This is a genomic window from Sandarakinorhabdus sp., from assembly GCF_040398645.1.
Lineage (GTDB): Bacteria > Pseudomonadota > Alphaproteobacteria > Sphingomonadales > Sphingomonadaceae > Sandarakinorhabdus.
The window spans coordinates 26385-41723 of the sequence record NZ_JBBATR010000021.1; the positions used below are offsets into that span (position 1 = coordinate 26385).

A 15339-nucleotide genomic window follows, 5' to 3' on the forward strand; every position below is an offset into this window, starting at 1 on the left:
CGGGATCAGGCAACCCGCATCGCTTCGGCAATCAACGCTTCGGCCTCTGCCAGCAGCGCCGAATCGGCGCTCTCCCCTACCCGTTCACGGCCGATGGTCAGCAAGGATGGCACTGCCAGCGGTGACACATGCGCCAGCCGCACGTGCGTCATCTGGCTGTGCGCACGCTCCAGCAGCGCCGCCAGCCGGTCAATATCGGTCAGCTTGCCGCGCGCATCGGTCCACGCTGCCGCCAGCAGCAAATGGCCGGGCTCGTGCCGGCGCAACACATCATAAATCAGATCGGACGATACGCTCATCGCCTTGCCGGTCTTGACCACGCCAGGCTGGGTGCGTTCGATCAAGCCGCCAATGATCGCCACTTCGCGAAAGGCCCGGCGCAGAAATGGCGACGCCGCCAGCCACGCGCCCAATTCATCCTCCAGCACCGCCGGATCAAACAGCGCGCGCGGATCATCGACTGGATCAAGGCTCCAGCACGCCATGGCATAATCGCTGGCCACAAAGCCCAGCGGATTGAGCCCGGCGCGTTCCATACGCTGGGTGATCAGCATGCCCAGCGTCTGGTGCGCGGGGTGGCCGGCAAAGCCATAGGCCACCAGATACCAGCGGCCATCACGCTCGAATGTTTCCACCAGCACATCGTCCAGCCCCGGCAGCCGCGACACGCGCGCCTGAATGGCCAACCATTCGCGCACATCGGCCGGCATTTCCGGCCAGCGATCCGGCGTGTTCATCAGGCCGCGCACCCGCATCGCCAGCCGGGTCGTCATCGGCATGCGGCCACCGGCATATACCGGGACCTTGGGATTGCCGCGCCCCAGCTTCACATGCACGTCGGCGCCATCAAAGCCGGTCACCTCCAGCACCTGGCCGGCAAACATGAAGCTGTCACCCACCAGCAATTGCCCGGCGAAATATTCCTCGATCTGGCCCAGCCGGCGGCCGCCGCGGCCTTTGCCCGATCCGAACTGAATATTCATCGCCACGGCTTCGACGATGGTGCCGCTGTTCATCCGCCATTGCCGCGCCAGCGCCGCCGATCGCAGCCGCATGCGGCCATCAGGCTGCACCACCAGCCGCTGGTAGCGTTCATAGGCCTTGAGGGCATAGCCGCCAGTGGCCGCATAATGCAGCACCTCATCAAACACAGCGCGGGTCAGCCCGGCGTAAGGCGCCGCGCTTTTCACCTCGTCATACAGCGCGGCGGGATAAAATGGCCCAGCCGCCGCGCAGCCCACCACATGCTGCGCCAGCACATCGAGCGCGCCAGCGCGAAAGCCGTCGGGATCAAGCTCCCCCGCTGCCACCGCATCGCGCGCCGCAAACGCCTCCAGATATTCAAAGCGATTGCCCGGCACGATCAGGCACTGGCTGGCTTCGTCCATGCGGTGATTGGCGCGGCCGGTGCGCTGGAGCAGGCGCGATGCACCTTTGGGCGCACCCATCTGGATGACCAGATCAACATCGCCCCAATCCAGCCCAAGATCGAGGCTGGCCGTGGCCACGATGCCGCGCAATTTTCCGGCGGCCATCGCAGCTTCGACCTTGCGGCGCGCTTCGGGGGCCAGGCTGCCGTGGTGAATGCCGATGGGCAGCGCCATATCGTTTTCCGCCCACAAATCGCGAAACACCAATTCCGCCACGGCGCGGGTGTTGACGAACACGATGGCCAGCCGGGCCTGCTCGATGCGGCGCATCACGGCGCGCGCCGCCCAGCGGCCATTGTGACCGCCCCACGGGATGCGATCGTCGATCACCAGGATATCGATGGCCGGCGCGGCGCCGCCAATGGCGCGCACGACTTCCACTTGGGTTATATCGGCATCGGGGGCCAGCCAGCCCGCCCAGCTTTCGGGATCGGCGATGGTGGCCGACAGGCCGACCCGCTGCATGGCCGGCGCGAGGCGTTGCAGGCGCGCGAGGCACAGCGACAATTGATCGCCGCGCTTGCTGGTGCCGAAGGCGTGGATTTCATCGATGATCACGCGGCGCACGCCGGCCATCATGGTGGCGGCTTCGGGTGCGGAGAGCAGGATGGCCAGGCTTTCGGGCGTGGTCAGCAAAATCTGCGGCGGACGCACCTTCTGGCGGGCCTTGCGATCGGACGGCGTATCACCCGTGCGGGTTTCCACGGTGATATCCAGGCCCATTTCAGTGATGGGGTTGATCAGATTGCGCTGCACATCCACCGCCAGCGCCTTCAGCGGCGAGATATACAGCGTGTGCAGGCCATCATGGGCCGTTGTCGCCAGATCGGCCAGCGTCGGCAAAAATCCGGCCAGCGTCTTGCCAGCCCCGGTGGGCGCAGTGAGAAGTGCATGCCGGCCCTGTGCGGCGGCAGCGATCATCGCCAGCTGATGATCACGCACCTGCCAGCCGCGCTGCGCAAACCAATTGGCGATGATCGGGGGGAGTTGCACAGCTGCGACCCATGGCAAGGGTGACAGGAACAAAGCAAGCCGCCATCGTGGCACAGATGAAAACTGACCCTGACTGGATCCAACCGCTGCCGGCGGGGCTGTATTTGCCCGGGATCGACACATGGATCGATCCGTCGCGCCCGCAGCCCCGCGCCATCATCACCCACGGCCATGCCGATCATGCCCGCGCTGGCCATGGCCATGTGCTTGCGACACCGGAAACACTCAGCATCATGCACCAGCGTTTCGGGCCGCAGCCAGGCGGGCAGGCGCTGGCCTATGGCGAACGTCTGGCGCTGGGCGATGGCCTGACCTGCATGCTGCTGCCTGCCGGCCATGTGCTGGGTTCAGCCCAAGTGGTGCTGGAAAAAGCGGGAGCGCGCATCATCGTTTCGGGCGATTACAAGCGCCGCGCCGATCCGACCTGTGCTGCTTTCGAGCCGCTGGCCTGCGACATCTTCATCACCGAAGCCACCTTCGGCCTGCCGGTGTTTCGCCATCCCGGTACCACCGATGAAATCCAGAAACTGCTGGCCGCATTGGCCGCCAATCCCGATCGCTGCGTCGCGGTGGGGGCCTATGCGCTGGGCAAGGCGCAGCGGGTGATCGCGGAGCTGCGCCGCGCCGGGCATGATGCGCCAATCTATCTGCACGGCGCGATGACGGCGCTGTGCGCGCTGTATGAAGCGCACGGCGTGGCGCTGGGCGATGTGCGCCCGGTTGGCCTGCTGAAGGGAGATGCGCTGAAAGGCCATATCATCATCGCGCCGCCATCGGCCCTGCGCGATGTGTGGAGCCGCCGCTTGCCCGATCCGATCACCGCGATGGCATCGGGCTGGATGCGGGTGCGCCAGCGTGCCGTGCAGAGCGGTATCGAACTGCCGCTGGTGATTTCCGATCACGCCGATTGGGATGAATTGACCGCCACCATCACCGAATTGAACCCAGCGCAAGTGTGGGTGACGCACGGCCGCGAGGAAGCGCTGGTGCACTGGTGCGCGCTGCACCAGCGCCGCGCCCGTGCGCTGGCGCTGGTTGGCCGCGACGATGAAGATGGGGATTGAACCGCCGGGCCGGCCCTGTCATGCGCCAAGCCATGTTTGCTTACCTGCGCCCCCTGCTGTTCGCGCTTGATCCCGAAGCAGCGCACAATGTCACCATGGCCGCGCTGAAATCGGGCCTGATGCGCCAAGCGCCGGCCGATGATCCGATTTTGGCTACCACTCTGGCCGGCCTCAGCCTGCCCAACCCGATTGGCCTGGCCGCCGGGTTTGACAAGGATGCCGAAGTGCCGGATGCGATGCTGCGCTTGGGCTTTGGCTTTGTGGAATGCGGCAGCGTGTGCCCGCGTCCGCAGCCCGGCAATGCCAAACCGCGCCTGTTCCGGTTGGTGGAAGATGCCGCGGTGATCAACCGCTTTGGCTTCAATTCCAAGGGCATGGACTTTGCTCATGCCCGGCTGTCCGCCCGGATGGGCAAGCCGGGCATCGTCGGCATCAATCTGGGCGCCAACAAGGACAGCGAAGACCGCACCGGCGATTATGTCAGCGGCCTGCGCGCGCTGGCGCCGCTGGCGTCTTATGTGACAGTCAATATTTCGTCCCCCAACACGCCGGGCCTGCGCGCGCTGCAAGACAGCGCCGCGCTGGCCGATCTGATCGCGCGGGTGATGGCCGCGCGCGGCGCGGCCCAAGTGCCGGTTTTCGTCAAGGTCGCGCCCGATCAGGGTGAGGCTGATTGGGCCACCATCACGCGCGCTTGCATCGATGGCGGTGTCGATGGCTTGATCGTGTCCAACACCACCATTTCGCGTCCTGCACTCGCCAGCCGCCATGCTGGCGAAACGGGTGGGCTGTCGGGCAAACCGCTGAAGCCGCTTGCGTTGGCGGCGTTGCAGCGCTTTCGCAGCGAGACCGGCGGCGCGCTGCCACTGATTGCCGTGGGCGGCATTTCCTCCGGTCAAGACGCCTATGATCGCATCCGCGCCGGTGCAGGTGCCGTGCAGCTGTACTCGGCGCTGGTCTATGAGGGGCCGGGGCTGGTGACACGCATCAAGGCTGAGCTGGCCGCCCTGCTGCGCCGCGATGGCTTCGCCAACGTGGCCGAGGCGGTGGGATGATCGCGCCGCTGGCCGCAGAGGCGGTTCCGGCCGCGATTGCCCTGTGGGCCGCGGCTGGATTAACCCGGCCATGGAACGATCCGCTGGCCGATGCCCATCGTGCGCTGGCGGGGCCTGCTTCGACCATCCTGGCCTGCCATGCCGGCGGGCGCCTGGTCGGCACCGTGATGGTGGGCCATGATGGCCATCGCGGCTGGGTCTATTATCTGGCCGTGGCCGATGATTGCCGCCGGGCTGGCCATGGCCGCGCGCTGATGGCTGCGGCGCTGGATTGGCTGCGCGCCGCCGGCATGCCCCGGCTCAATCTGATGGTGCGCACAGGCAATGATGCCGTGCTGGGCTTTTACGAGGCGCTGGGATTCCGCGTTGCCGACGTGCAGGTGCTGCAACAAGACCTGTGAAGCGCCGAACGGTTTAGGCACTTTTCATGAAATGAAATCAGCTTAAGGTGCGATCATCATGACGATACGCTGCTTTCTCCTCACCGCTTCCCTTCTGGCCACTGCTGCCGCTGCGCAGCCGGTCCCCACGGATGCTGACAGCGGGCCGGTGATGGCGGCTGCCAGTGCCGGCGCTGGCCCGTTCAAGGCGGTGGTGTCTGCCGCCAACCCGCTCGCCAGCGCCGCCGGGCTGGAAATCCTGAAAGCCGGCGGCAGCGCGGCCGATGCGGCCATCGCCACCATGCTGGCGCTGACGGTGGTGGAACCGCAATCCAGCGGCATCGGCGGCGGCGGCTTCATGGTCTATCAGCCGGCCAAGGGCGCGCTGGGCACCATCGATGGCCGCGAAACCGCGCCGGGCGTGGCCAGCCCGCGCCAATTCCTGGATGACGCCGGCAAGCCATTGTCGTTCATGAAGGCCGCCACTGGCGGGCGCAGCGTGGGCGTGCCGGGCAACGTTGCGCTGGCTGCGCAGGCGCACAAACGCTGGGGCAAATTGCCGTGGGCCGCCGTGTTTGCGCCGGCGATCCGCTTGGCCGAAGGCTTTGTGATGTCGCCCACGCTGGCACGCTTCATCGCCTTTGGGCAGGACAGTTTGAAACAGGCCGGCCCGGAAGGCCGCGCGCTGTATTTCGATGCCGCCGGTGCGCCGCTGCTGGCCGGCACCCAGTTTCGCAACGAAAAACTGGCCGCCACGCTGCGCAGCATTGCAGCGCAGGGGCCTGATGCCTTCTACAAGGGCGCGATTGCGCAGGGGATCGTGCAGACGGTGACCACGGCGCAGGCCAATCCCACCGCCATGACCATGGCCGATCTGGCCGGCTACACCGCCAAGCTGCGCGATCCGGTGTGCGGCCAGTACCGCCAATACAAGATCTGCGGCATGGCCCCGCCGTCTTCGGGCGGCGTCGGCGTGCTGGCGATGCTCAAGCAGCTGGAACGCTTTGATATGGCGGGCCTGGGCAAGGACAATCCGGTGGCCTGGCATTTGTTCGGCGAAAGCCAGCGCCTTGCCTATGCTGACCGTGAAAAATGGATCGGTGATCCGGATTTCGTGGCTGTGCCCGCCAACGGCCTCGCCGATCCGGCCTATCTGGCGGCGCGTTCGGCCTTGATCAGCCCGGGCGGGCGCATGGCCAAGGCCACCGCCGGGATGCCCGCCGGCGCGCCCATGGCCCGTGTCAATGCAGCGGACAATGAAGTCGCCGGCACCACCAATTTTGCCGTTGCCGATGCGATGGGCAACATCACGACCTGGACCAGCACGGTGGAAAAAAGCTTCGGTTCCGGATTGGTATCGGGCGGTTTCGTGCTCAACAACGAATTGACCGATTTCAATTTTGCGCCCGAAGATCAGGGCGTATTGACGGCCAATCACGTCAAGGCCGGCAAGCGCCCGCGATCGGCCATGTCACCCACCATCGTCTATGACAGCAGCGGCAAGGCCATTCTCGCCATTGGCGCCGCCGGCGGCGTCACTATCGTCGCGCAGGTAACCAAGGCCATCATCGGCGTGCTGGATTGGGGGCTGCCCGTGGAGCAGGCCATCGCATTGCCGCAGCTGATTGCCATCGGGGACCGTTTTGCTGTGGAAAAAGGCACGATGCTGGAAACCATGATCCCGGCGTTCACCGCGATGGGCCATAGCCCGGTGGCCACGGCGTTGCCACTCAAGCTGAACGGGGTGCAGCGTGTGGCAGGCGGCTGGCGCGGCGGCGCCGATGCGCGCGGCGAAGGCCGACCGGCCGGTTACTGAAAACAAACAGTCGGCAGCGACAAACGCTGCTGCGGGGAGAGGATGATGCTGCCGAAATTGCCGCCACTGCGGCCTGCCGCAATGGCGGAACGCATCAACCAGACGCCAAATCTGGTTGCGATGTTTCTGGACCGTGCCGATGCCCATCCGGCGCGGCCCTTTCTGTCGGCCAAGCAAGCAGGCCAATGGCGGGCCACCAGCTGGGCGCAGGCGCGGGATATTGTGGCCAGCCTGTCGGCGGCGTTGATTGCGGCCGGCATCAAGCGCGGTGACCGCATCTGCATCGTATCGGAAAATCGCCCGGAATGGTGCCTGGCCGATCTGGCGATCATGGCGGCCGGCGGCATCACCGTGCCGGCCTACACCACCAACACCGAAGCCGATCACACCCATATCCTGTCCAACAGCGGCGCGCGCGCGGTGGTGGTGTCCGGGCCGAAACTGGCCAAGAATCTGTTGCCGGCCGCGCTGGCCACCGAAGCCTGCCGCATGGTGATCGCCCTCGAGCCACTTCAGGACGTGCAAGGCTTGGCCATCCATGATTGGGGCAAATTGATCGCGTCACGCAGCGCACACATCACCGAAGACCGCGCCGCCGTGCGCGCCCGCGCCACCATGAGCCGCGAGGATCTGGCCTGCCTGATCTACACCAGCGGCACCGGCGGCGTGCCGCGCGGCGTGCGCCAGCATCACGGCGCGATTCTGCGCAACATCGCCGGCGCCATCACCGTGATCGAACAGGATTTCCCCGATCCGCCTGCCGAGGCCGTGGGTGAGATCTTCCTGTCGTTCCTGCCGCTGTCCCACGCTTATGAACACACCGCCGGCCAATATATGCCGGTGGGGATGGGCGGCCAGATCGTCTATGCCGAGGGGCTGGAGAAACTGGCCAGCAACATCGAGGAAGCCCGGCCAACCTTCATGGTGGTGGTGCCGCGCCTGTTTGAAGTGCTGCGCATGCGCATCGCCAAACAGATCGAGAAGCAAGGCGGCCTGGCCATCACGCTGCTCAATCAAGCGCTGGCGATCGCCCGCAAGGAAGCCCGGAACGAGCCGCTGAGCCTGATCGAAAAGGCCATTGATCTCGCGCTGGAACGCACCATCCGCAAATCCATCCGGGCCAAATTCGGCGGCCGCCTGCGCGGCATGGTGGCCGGCGGCGCACCGCTCAATCCCGAAGTCGGCATTTTCTTCACCGCCATCGGCATCCCGATCCTGCAAGGCTATGGCCAGACCGAATCCGGCCCGGTGGTCAGCTGCAATCGCCCGCGCGCCCGGCTGAAAATGCACACGGTCGGCCCGCCGCTGGACGGTGTGGAAGTGAAGATCGCTGCCGATGGCGAGATACTGGTGCGCGGCGAGCTGGTGATGGACGGCTATTGGATGAACGACGCCGAAAGCCACAAGGCACTGAAAGACGGCTGGCTGTACACCGGCGACATCGGCCATCTGGACACGGATGGCCACCTGGTGATCACCGATCGCAAGAAAGACATCATCATCAACGACAAGGGCGACAATGTCGCGCCGCAGCGCGTTGAAGGCATGCTCACCCTGCAGGACGAGATTGCGCAGGCGATGGTCTATGGCGACAAGCGCCCTTATCTGGTTGGCGTGGTGGTGCCGGAAGCCGAATGGGCGCTGGGCTTTGCGCGTGACAAGGGCCTGCCGGCCGATCTGCACAAATTGCAGAACGAACCCGAATTTGTCCGCGCCCTGCAAGCCGCCGTCGACCGCGTCAACGGGCGGCTGAGCGTCACCGAAAAAGTGCGCCGCGTGATCATCGCCGATGAACCGTTCAGCACCGACAATCAGCAGCTGACACCATCGCTGAAAATCCGCCGCCATGTGCTGCGCCAGGTTTATGGCGCGCGGCTGGACCGGCTGTATCGCGATTGAGTGGCTGCCAAAGCGCCCGGCAGCCCGCTGACACGCGAACTGCTGACCCTAGGGGCGGCGCAGTCAAACAGGGCGGGGTGGAAGAGGACGAGGAATAGGGCCGCCGGCGGCGTTCTTGCCTGGCTCTCTGTCCTACACGGGCCTTGCCTGTCATGATGGCGAGGCTGGGCTGTCGGTTGCGGCCGGCAGCGGCGGCGGGGTGTGATTCTTTGAAAATCTCGGGTTTTCAACGCCTAATCCCGCCCGATTCGTCAAAGGCGTCAAAAGTGGCGCGGATTTTGGAGCGGGGGCGAAGGCAAGCCAAGCCCCGGATCAAGTCCGGGGCGACGAGGAAAGAGCAAGGGAAGGGGCCGCCGGCGGGACGTCGAATGGGCCTTGGCAAGGCTGGTTTACGGTTGCGGCGGTTCCGGTGGGACGGGCAGGGTTTCGGCTGGTGGTGGTTCCGGCGGTGCCGCCAGGGTGCCATCCAGATTGAGTTCCATGCTGTCGGCATCGAGGACCAGTGCCTCCATATCGATGGTGACGGGTGCCACTTCAGCGACGCGCTGCAGCTTGCCTTCGGCTTGCAGGGCTGCGGTCATGAAGCCTTTCCACAGCCGCGCCGGCAGGCCGCCGCCGACCAGGCTGGCGGCCATCGGCGAATTATCATCGTTGCCCACCCACACGCCGACCACGAGATCGCCGGCAAAGCCGATGAACAGCGCGTCGCGGTGATTTTGGGTGGTGCCGGTTTTGCCCCAGGTGGGCATCGACAGGCGCGCCGCGTTGCCGGTGCCGTTGCGCACTGCGGTTTCCAGCAGTTGCAGCATGTTGGTGCGCACTGGCCAGGTTGCGGCGGTGTCCTCGGCGGGCGTGACGGCTTCGGGCGGCGGGTCGCTGCGCCACAGGCCGGTGGCACGCACCGGGTAGCGGCCACTGGCCACGGCGGCAAAGGCGCGGGTCATGTCGATCAACGGGATCGGCGTGGTGCCCAGCGCCATCGCCGGATAGATGCTGACGCCGCCGGTGATACCGAGTTTCTTCACCTGCGCCGCCACTGCCTTTATGCCGACCTGCTGCGCCAGCTTCACAGCGGCGATGTTGGAGCTGGCGGCAAAGGCAGTGGCGAGGCTGATCGGCCCGCGAAAGCGCAGATCGTCGTTTTTGGGCGCATAGCATGCGCCTGGCTGCTGGCCCGGTTCGCAGATTTCGATGGGTTCATCGACGATGGTGTCACCGGGGGTCAACCCAGCCTCCAGCGCGGCGAGATAGACGAACAGTTTGAAGGAGCTGCCCGGCTGGCGCTGAGCCTGGCTGGCGCGGTTGAAGCTGCTGGCCTGGTAATCGACGCCGCCCACCATCGCCACGACGCGGCCATCCAGCCGCATCGCCACCAGCGCCGCCTGGGTGACATTCAGGCCGCGGGCCCGGGCCAGGCCATCGGTGATCATGTCTTCGGCCATGCGCTGCAGTTTGGGATCGAGGGTGGTTTTCACCACCGTCTCGCCATAATCGGCAGCCGTGGCGTCGCGGGCTTCGGCCAGCACCCAATCGGCAAAATAACTGCCGGTTGGCAGCACCTTGCGCCCGGGGCGATAGTCGGCCGGGCGGGCGCTGCGCAACTGGGCCGGGGTGATGGCGCCGGTTTCGGCCATCGCCGCCAGCACCTGAACCGCTCGGGCGCGGGCGCGATCAAGGTGGCGCGACGGCGCCAACCGCGATGGCGCCTGCACCAATCCAGCCAGCAGCGCCGCTTCGCCAAGCGCCAATTGTTCGGGTGTCTTGTCAAAATAGGTGCGCGCCGCTGCCCTGATGCCGTAGGCGCCGTCGCCAAAATACACCGAACTCAGGTAATTTTGCAGGATCTCGTCCTTGGACAAGCGCGCTTCCAGATAGAGCGCGATGATGATTTCCTGCAGCTTGCGCTTGATGGAGCGTTCGGATGACAAGAAGCTGGTCTTGGCCAGCTGCTGGGTGAGCGTCGATCCGCCTTGGCGCACGCCGCCGGCCTTGGCATTGGTGACGGCGGCGCGAAAAATGCCGATGGGATCAATGCCGAGATGGTCGCGGAACCGGCGATCTTCGATGGCAATGAACGCAGCGGGCACATAGGCCGGCAGGCGGGCGATGGCCACCGGCTCTTCCTTGTAATCACCGCGCCGGGCTATCGGCTTGCCGTTCATGTCGGTGATGATCAGGCTGGGCTGCTTGGCGGGTTCCAGCGCCCGGCCGAGCGGGGCCGTGGCCACCAGCCAGGCCAGCAACGCCGCGAAGGCCGCGGCCAATCCAGCCAGCAGCCACCAACGCAGCGGGCGAATCCGGCTCCAGATGCTGGCCCAGATATCGGCTGTTGCACTGGGCAGGCTGGCCATCAGGCGCGTTCCCGCGTTGCCGAAAAGCGGATGGCCGGATAGCGGCCGGCGACGAAATTCAGATCCCAATTGTCCCGCGCCATGAACACCGGCGCGCCGTCCCGGTCTTCGGCCATGGCGCTGCGATGTTCGTCCATGAAGGCTTTCACGTCGGCAGGCGTGCCGCTGATCCAGCGCGCCGTTTCGTAGGGGCTGGCTTCGAAACTGGCGGCAACGCGGTATTCCGCTTCCAGCCGGCTGATCAGCACCTCCAGCTGCAATTGCCCGACAACGCCGACGATCCATTGGCTGCCCAGCGCCGGCTTGAACAATTGGGTCACGCCCTCTTCGGCCATATCGACCAGCGCAGTTTTGAGCTGTTTGGATTTGGTGGGATCGTCCAGCCGCACGCGGCGCAGGATTTCGGGCGCAAAATTGGGGATGCCAGTGAAGGTGACATCGTCCTTCTCCACCAGCGAATCCCCAACGCGCAGCACGCCATGGTTGGGGATGCCGATGATATCGCCGGGAAACGCCTCGTCGGCGATTTCACGGTCCTGCGCGAAGAAGAAAATCGGTGAATTGATGGCGATCAGCTTGCCAGTGGCCATTTGGCGGAGCTTCATGCCGCGCCGGAAGCGCCCCGATGCCAGCCGCAAGAATGCAATGCGGTCGCGGTGCTGCGGGTTCATATTGGCCTGCACCTTGAACACAAAGCCCGAAACCTGCGCGCCCATGGGATCGACAGCGGCCGGCAGCGCCGGCTGCGGGCGCGGGCTGGGCGCCAGCCGGGCGAGCGCGTCGATCAGATCGGTAATACCAAAATCCTTGAGCGCCGAGCCGAAAATCACCGGCGTGAGGGCGCCAGCCCGATATTGTTCGACATTCAGCGCCGCATAGCCGCCTTCGGCCAGTTCGGCCTGTTCGCGCAGCCGGCTGGCCATCGGCCCGGCCAGCGCATCGATGCGCGGATCATCCAGGCCATCGACCTGCACGACATCGCCGGCCAGCCGGCTGTCACTGCCATCGGGGCGGTGAAAACGCTTCTGCTTGAGATCATAAAGCCCGGTGAACTCGCCGCCCATGCCGGCCGGCCAGTTCAAGGGCGCGACTTCGAGCGCGAGCATGTCCGCCACTTCATCGAGGAGATCGAACGGGTCGCGGCCTTCACGGTCGACCTTGTTGATGAAGGTGATGATCGGCACATCGCGCAAGCGGCACACTTCGAACAACTTGCGGGTTTGCGCTTCGATGCCCTTCGCCGCGTCGATCACCATCACGGCGGAATCCACGGCCGTCAGCGTGCGATATGTGTCTTCGGAAAAATCCTCGTGGCCCGGCGTGTCGAGCAGATTGAAGGTGATGCCGCCGCGTTCAAAGGTCATCACGCTGGAGGTGACCGAAATGCCGCGCGCCTGTTCGATCTTCATCCAGTCCGACCGGGCGCGGCGGTTCTGGCCGCGCGCGCGCACTTCGCCGGCAGCGTGGATGGCGCCGCCGAACAGCAGCAGCTTTTCAGTCAGGGTCGTTTTGCCGGCATCGGGATGCGAAATGATCGCAAAGGTGCGGCGGCGCTCGACCGCGCTGGCGAGGGGGGAAAAAGGTACGTTCATACGGAAAGCCAGCAACAGCAGGTGGTTGGGCGCATGACAGAAGTGTGCGCAAAGGGCAATGGCTAGGCATATATGGGCCCTTCGGTCAGGCTTTTGGCGCACAAATGCTGCGACATGGCGCACCACCGCCATTCGCCCCCTTTGCAGCGAGACCGCAATTGGGTTAGCAATACATTCTCGGGTGGCGGAGGCAAAACACTTGTTGATCAAGGCCGTGGCGCGTTTTCTTGCAGTGCTGATGGTGGTATCCGCATCATCGGTTTTTGCAGCCAGCCTTTTTTCCGCGCCGCGCTATGCCGCCATCCTGATCGACAATGGCACCGGAGAGGTGTTGTACGCCCGCCGCGCCGATGAAGCGCGTTATCCGGCCTCGATCACCAAGGTAATGACCTTGTATGTGGCCTTTGAAGAAATGGCAGCTGGCCGGCTGCATCCGGATGATGAGCTGCGCATTTCACGCCATGCCTTCGGGCAAGCGCCGTCCAAGCTGGGCCTGCGCATCGGCGCGCGCATCAGCCTGCGCGATGCCATCGGTGTGATTGCCACCAAAAGCGCCAATGATATCGCCGTTGCCCTGGCCGAACATATCAGCGGCAGCGAAGCCGGCTTTTCGGCCCGCATGTCGCAAACCGCGCAGCGGCTGGGCATGACCGGCACGGTTTTTTACAATGCATCCGGCCTGCCCCACCCCGATCATACCAGCACCGCCCGCGATATCGCACTGCTGTCGCGCGCCATGCTGCGCGATTTTCCGGATCAATATCCAGCCTTCAGCCAGGCGCATTATCAATATCATGGCCAGGCGGTGGCCAATCACAATCATTTGTTGCGCACCATGCCTGGCGTGGATGGGATCAAGACAGGCTTTACCAACGCGGCCGGCTTCACGCTGGCGGCATCGGCGGTGCGCGAGGGCCGCCGCCTGATCGCGGTGGTGTTGGGCGGGCCAAGCCGGCTGGGCCGGGACAACAATGTCGGCGATTTGCTCAACATTGGTTTCGATGTGCTGGCGGCGCGCGCCCAGGGCCTGATGTTCACCGTGGCCAGCCGCTTTGCTGAACCAGACGATTTGCCTGATGCCGTGATGGACGGGCTGGGCGGCGACATTGCCGCGCTGGATGGGGAGGCCCCACTGCCGGTGCGCGCCGTGCAGCCCGTGGACGTGGCCAGCGCGATCACCACATTGGGCGAAGACGGACTGTCGGCGCCGCGGCTGGCCGGTGGCGCAACCCTGCCACGCCACTGACAGCAACGCAGCGCACATGACCATCACCCGCATTGCATCGGGCGCGCCGTGGGAGGCCAAGGTTGGCTATTGCCGCGCCGTGGTCGCAGCGCCGTTCGTGTTTGTTTCAGGCACCGTCGGCCGCAATCCCGAAACCGGCGAATTGCCCACCGACGTGACGGCCCAGTGCGCCAATGCGCTGGCCATCATCGCCCGCGCGCTAGCGCAAGCCGGCAGCGATTTCGCCCATGTCGTGCGCGTCACCTATTACGTCCCCAACCGTGCCGATTTCGAACCCTGCTGGCCGCAGCTGCGCGCCGCGTTCGGGACCAATCCGCCGGCCAGTACGGTGATCTTCGCCAATCTGATCGATCCCGCCATGAAGATCGAGATCGAGGTGACGGCGGTGTTGCGGGCTACGGCCTGACAAACCGGTAATAGAAGCGATTGGTCTTGCCCCTCAGCGCCGGATCGAACACCAGTTTGGCGGGATCATCGCCTGCCATTTCCAGGATGGGCACGCTGCCGGCAAAGCGAAAACCCGCGCGGGCCATGTCGGATTTCACCACTTCGGCATCGATGCGGTGGGTCTTGTCGGCTTGGGCGCGGCTGTCCATGCCGGGCACGCCATAATGGTCGATGATGATCACCACGCCGCCTGGCTTCAGCGCCTGGAACAGCTTGGCGTTGTAGGCATCGACATCGGTGCGCGGATATTTGAACTTCTCGCTCTGCCAATAGAGATCATGGTAGGTCAGGTGGAAGAAGGCGGCGTCCAGACCGTCAGGCATCTTGGCCTCGCCCGGCGCGCCGACGATCAGCTCGACATTCCTCTGGCGTTGCTGCAGATCGGCCCAGCCGGCGGCTGTCTTTGGATCGTTCATGTAATTCACTGGCTCGATGGCGATCACCCGGCCTTTGGGACCAACATGACGCGCCAGCAATTCGGTATAATAGCCCTGCCCTGCCATCACATCCATCACCCGCGCGCCGGGGCGGATCAGGCTTTGCGCCAGCACCGCGGCCGGCATGCGCCCGGCATCGAGCGCCACCATCGCCTCTGGTCGGCCGGGCGCCATCACGATATCGCTTGGCGCTGCCGCCATCAGAGCAAATGCAATGCCCGCCAGCGCTGAAACATGTTTGATCATCAGTGGTCCTCCCCGAAATGATGATGCAATGATATCGCAGCCAGCCTGGCTTGACCATCATCGGCAGGGCATTCACTGTCAGCCGCGATGACGACCGACAGCCTGTTTCAGATCGCCAGCGCCGCCGTGTTGCCCGGCTGGCTTGCGCTGGCAGCAGCGCCGGTGGCGCGAGCGCGCTGCGTGTTGATTGCACGCATTATCGCCGTGCTGCTGTCCGGGCTTTATGTGTCGCTGTTGGGGGCTGGTCTGGCTGGCGAGGGCCCGCCGCCGGGCGCCGGCTTTGACACGCTGGACGGGGTGCGGCTGCTCCTGTCCTCCCCGCAGGCCTTGCTGGCCGGCTGGGTGCATTATCTGGTGTTCGATCTGTGGGTGGGCAGCTGGCA

12 protein-coding genes are annotated in these 15339 nt (G+C 65.1%); 8 read left to right on the forward strand and 4 right to left on the reverse strand.

The window, feature by feature from the left end; all coding sequences use genetic code 11:
* Positions 1-5: 5 nt before the first annotated feature.
* The gene (locus ABWP50_RS06870) at positions 6-2351 is read right to left on the reverse strand and encodes a ligase-associated DNA damage response DEXH box helicase (protein WP_502951003.1); all 2346 of its coding nucleotides are present in this window, start codon (positions 2349-2351) and stop codon (positions 6-8) included.
* Positions 2352-2479: 128 nt separating this feature from the next.
* On the opposite strand from ABWP50_RS06870, the gene ABWP50_RS06875 reads away from it, so the two are divergent.
* The 5 genes from ABWP50_RS06875 (at position 2480) to ABWP50_RS06895 (ending at position 8637) form a co-directional block, all read left to right on the forward strand.
* Positions 2480-3487: a ligase-associated DNA damage response exonuclease gene (locus ABWP50_RS06875; protein WP_353217255.1), complete on the forward strand. Its 1008-nt coding sequence runs from the start codon at positions 2480-2482 to the stop codon at positions 3485-3487.
* Between the two features lie 32 nt (positions 3488-3519).
* Complete coding sequence (locus ABWP50_RS06880) at positions 3520-4542, forward strand: quinone-dependent dihydroorotate dehydrogenase (RefSeq protein ID WP_353217256.1); 1023 nt, start codon at positions 3520-3522, stop codon at positions 4540-4542.
* Positions 4539-4943 carry a GNAT family acetyltransferase gene (locus ABWP50_RS06885; protein WP_353217257.1) on the forward strand — a complete coding sequence of 135 codons (405 nt, stop codon included), beginning with the start codon at positions 4539-4541 and terminating at the stop codon, positions 4941-4943. Before ABWP50_RS06880 ends, ABWP50_RS06885 begins: the two co-directional genes overlap by 4 nt.
* Before the next feature lie 58 nt (positions 4944-5001).
* Positions 5002-6738, forward strand: a complete 1737-nt coding sequence (gene ggt, locus ABWP50_RS06890; protein ID WP_353217258.1) for a gamma-glutamyltransferase — start codon at positions 5002-5004, stop codon at positions 6736-6738.
* An 81-nt stretch (positions 6739-6819) separates the two neighbouring features.
* Positions 6820-8637, forward strand: a complete 1818-nt coding sequence (locus ABWP50_RS06895; protein WP_353217259.1) for an AMP-dependent synthetase/ligase — start codon at positions 6820-6822, stop codon at positions 8635-8637.
* Positions 8638-9026: 389 nt separating this feature from the next.
* Here ABWP50_RS06895 and ABWP50_RS06900 read toward each other — a convergent pair whose 3' ends face one another.
* Positions 9027-10988, reverse strand: coding sequence for a transglycosylase domain-containing protein (locus ABWP50_RS06900; protein WP_353217260.1), 1962 nt, complete (start codon positions 10986-10988; stop codon positions 9027-9029).
* Entirely contained in the window at positions 10988-12580 is a 1593-nt protein-coding gene (locus ABWP50_RS06905; RefSeq protein WP_353217261.1) for a peptide chain release factor 3, read from the reverse strand. The genes ABWP50_RS06900 and ABWP50_RS06905 overlap by 1 nt, the downstream gene beginning before the upstream one ends.
* Before the next feature lie 199 nt (positions 12581-12779).
* On the opposite strand from ABWP50_RS06905, the gene ABWP50_RS06910 reads away from it, so the two are divergent.
* Together ABWP50_RS06910 and ABWP50_RS06915 are read left to right on the forward strand one after the other, a co-directional pair.
* Positions 12780-13826 carry a D-alanyl-D-alanine carboxypeptidase family protein gene (locus ABWP50_RS06910; RefSeq protein ID WP_353217262.1) on the forward strand — a complete coding sequence of 349 codons (1047 nt, stop codon included), beginning with the start codon at positions 12780-12782 and terminating at the stop codon, positions 13824-13826.
* Between the two features lie 16 nt (positions 13827-13842).
* A complete protein-coding gene (locus ABWP50_RS06915; RefSeq protein WP_353217263.1) occupies positions 13843-14232 on the forward strand; it encodes a RidA family protein in 390 nt (129 codons plus the stop codon).
* Here the strand turns inward: ABWP50_RS06915 and ABWP50_RS06920 are convergent.
* Positions 14222-14956 (reverse strand): class I SAM-dependent methyltransferase, encoded by a 735-nt coding sequence (locus tag ABWP50_RS06920; protein ID WP_353217264.1) that lies wholly within the window; start codon positions 14954-14956, stop codon positions 14222-14224. The two genes, ABWP50_RS06915 and ABWP50_RS06920, sit on opposite strands and share 11 nt — an antisense overlap.
* Positions 14957-15043: 87 nt before the next feature.
* On the opposite strand from ABWP50_RS06920, the gene ABWP50_RS06925 reads away from it, so the two are divergent.
* A partial coding sequence (locus ABWP50_RS06925; RefSeq protein WP_353217265.1) for an abscisic acid-deficient protein Aba4 family protein occupies positions 15044-15339 on the forward strand: 296 nt, incomplete at its 3' end.